The following is a 2,450-nucleotide window of genomic DNA, read 5'->3' as shown; positions in this document are numbered from 1 at the left end:
CGACGGTTACGTGGATCTGTAAGTAATGGGTGACACAGAACTATGAACACCCTCCTTGGTCAAGATAGTTTCTTACTGTCTCACATTCAGACAAAAAGGATTTCTTTTGATCGGCTTCAGATTGCAATGTTTTTACCAAACTTTCCAGCGAGGCAGAATTGACTTTTTCGGACAAAATTCTTCTTAAGTAAATTTCATCCATATCCAAAAATGCCCTCCTATAGCCCAGTATATTTTTATTATATTTTTCACATAGGCGTAAAACCTCTCGATCAAGCCTTTCAACCCAACCTAATTTATACAATGACCTGACATAAAAAATTGATAAAAACCCATCCCATGAAGAGACATTAGCCTCATAGCGTTCTATACAATAGATACATTCTCGGTAGTTACCACTATAGAAATGGCGACAAACCTCAGACCACGTAGCACTTTTTTCAGGCTTAATGCTATTTATTCTGCGATAGATATCAATCAGCAACTTGTTTAAGTTGTTAGCAGTTCCAGCATACATAGCCATACTGTTATCGACAGGAGCGAAACCATTTGAAATAGGGTTCTTATCAATAAAATAGTCTAGATTTTCTAGATATTTAAGAGCTTCCAATAGGCTATCAAAAAGCACCCGCTCCTCAACTGAAAGGTATTCATAGTAAAAATTCAACTTTTCAACGGACAACAATACCCTATTTCTTCTTTTTAAAATCTCATGACCAAAGACCATGACAAGCTGAAAAGGTATCACTAAATAAAGATAATCTTTATTAATAACCTTAACACTCAATAGCTTCTTGTAATCTTTAACCCCCATATGTCCAGACATAATATAATCTTGAAAGAATGAAGTGCTATTTTTCTTATGAGCACACATTAAATCTAGAAGTGAAAAAACTGACGACGCCACATTGACCATTTCCCTATAAGCTTTAATTCGGGCGTGATCGTAATCCCTTTTTTTACTTCTATAATCAAAAATGTACCAAAATAATATTGCAGATATCACAGAAGGTATTATCGGAACAAGATACACATCAAAAAAACTTGGCTTACTATCTTCCAGTGCAATTAGTACATCACTAATCGTTGGTTCTTCAGCTGCTACACCTTGCGAAAACAATGATGCGTAACATACAAATAAAATCATCATATAGCTGCTGATATACATTGATTTACTCTCAAATAAGGACATTCCTATGATTCACCTTTACCCAAACCATATGAAACCAAGTAGCCCGATACAGCGGCAGAAAGCACTCGCAGAAAACTATCGTTTACGGGCAAAAAATCTTAAAGCAGAGCATCCCGATAAAGACCTACAGCGAGAGCATCTACTTGCACAGGCCGAACTTTGTGAGCTTAAAGCCCAGAATTTAAACCGCGCTACTACCATATGAAGCCGATAAAAGCTTCGTACATCTCTTTGGATTGCATCGTTCAATTCCTTTTGTGGTTGGTCTCTAAAAAAGAGTAGAAACCATCATATCAAGGATTGCTTTAACACAACCACCTTAAACGCACCAATCAAGGAGCCTCCCATGCGTTCAATCTGGATGCTGACGACGGCCATTCTGTTTCTGGCCAGTAGCTTTTTCAGTGTGCGTTTGCTGCTGCAGCTGGCAGACGATGCGGCTACCGGCTGGGTTTACAGCGCGGTGGCGGTTGCTTTGGCGCTGGTGCAGTACGCGGCTATGCCGGTTGGTCTGCGCCGTTGGGCGCTGGGGTATCGGGCATCTGCCCTACTCTATTTCGCCAGCTGGGCACTGCTTACGGTGGTGAGTATCGCGGCCAGTGCCGGTGCGCTGATCGGTGATACTCAGCAGCAACAGCAGTCCTCTAAGACCACTAGCACGGCTTATCAGTTGCTGATCAGTCAGATTGAACAGCTGCAGTCCCAGGCTGAGGCCATCCAGACCACCGCCCGTATTGATGCCGAAAACGGCTACCGTGCCCGGGCACTGACCACGCTGGATAAGCTGCCGGCTATTCAGGCAAACATTGCGGATCTGCGCCTGCAGCTGGATACCTTGCCGCCAACGAATACTACCGCTGCTATGGCGCTGTTCAACCGCATCAGTCAGCCGCTGGGCTTAACCCCAGATCAGACGATGACAGCCGCTTACCTGCTGGTGGCGGTGCTGATTGAGCTGGCCTTGTCGGTTTCGGTCATGGCGCTGGCTGAAAACCCGCTGCCGGTGGCCGCTAAAACGCCTAAAAGTGCCCCAAAATCCGTCTTTAAAAAACTACTGGATTTATATACAGCATCAAAAGAAAAGGCACGCAAGGCGCTATGGAAAGGGCAGATGCCGCCCGCGATGCACCCGACGTAGGCCGCCCCTATCCCCTTCGACAACCACAAACCGCAAGGAGCAGAACATTGAGTACACCCAAACCTCAAATCACAAATCACAAATCACAAATCACAAATCACAAATCACAAATCACAAATC

2 protein-coding genes are annotated in these 2,450 nt (G+C 43.9%); one reads left to right on the top strand and one right to left on the bottom strand.

Annotated features, from left to right (window positions below; all coding sequences use genetic code 11):
* Positions 1 to 40: 40 nt before the first annotated feature.
* Positions 41 to 1,192, bottom strand: a complete 1,152-nt coding sequence (locus tag AC4GL5_RS16840) for a hypothetical protein (RefSeq protein ID WP_490383966.1) — start codon at positions 1,190 to 1,192, stop codon at positions 41 to 43.
* Between the two features lie 346 nt (positions 1,193 to 1,538).
* Between AC4GL5_RS16840 and AC4GL5_RS16835 the strand changes: the two genes are divergently transcribed.
* Positions 1,539 to 2,330, top strand: coding sequence for a hypothetical protein (locus AC4GL5_RS16835; protein WP_490383965.1), 792 nt, complete (start codon positions 1,539 to 1,541; stop codon positions 2,328 to 2,330).
* The last annotated feature ends 120 nt before the right edge of the window (positions 2,331 to 2,450 follow it).

Source organism: Oceanospirillum sp., assembly GCF_982874595.1.
This window is presented reverse-complemented; position numbering and strand designations above follow the sequence as displayed.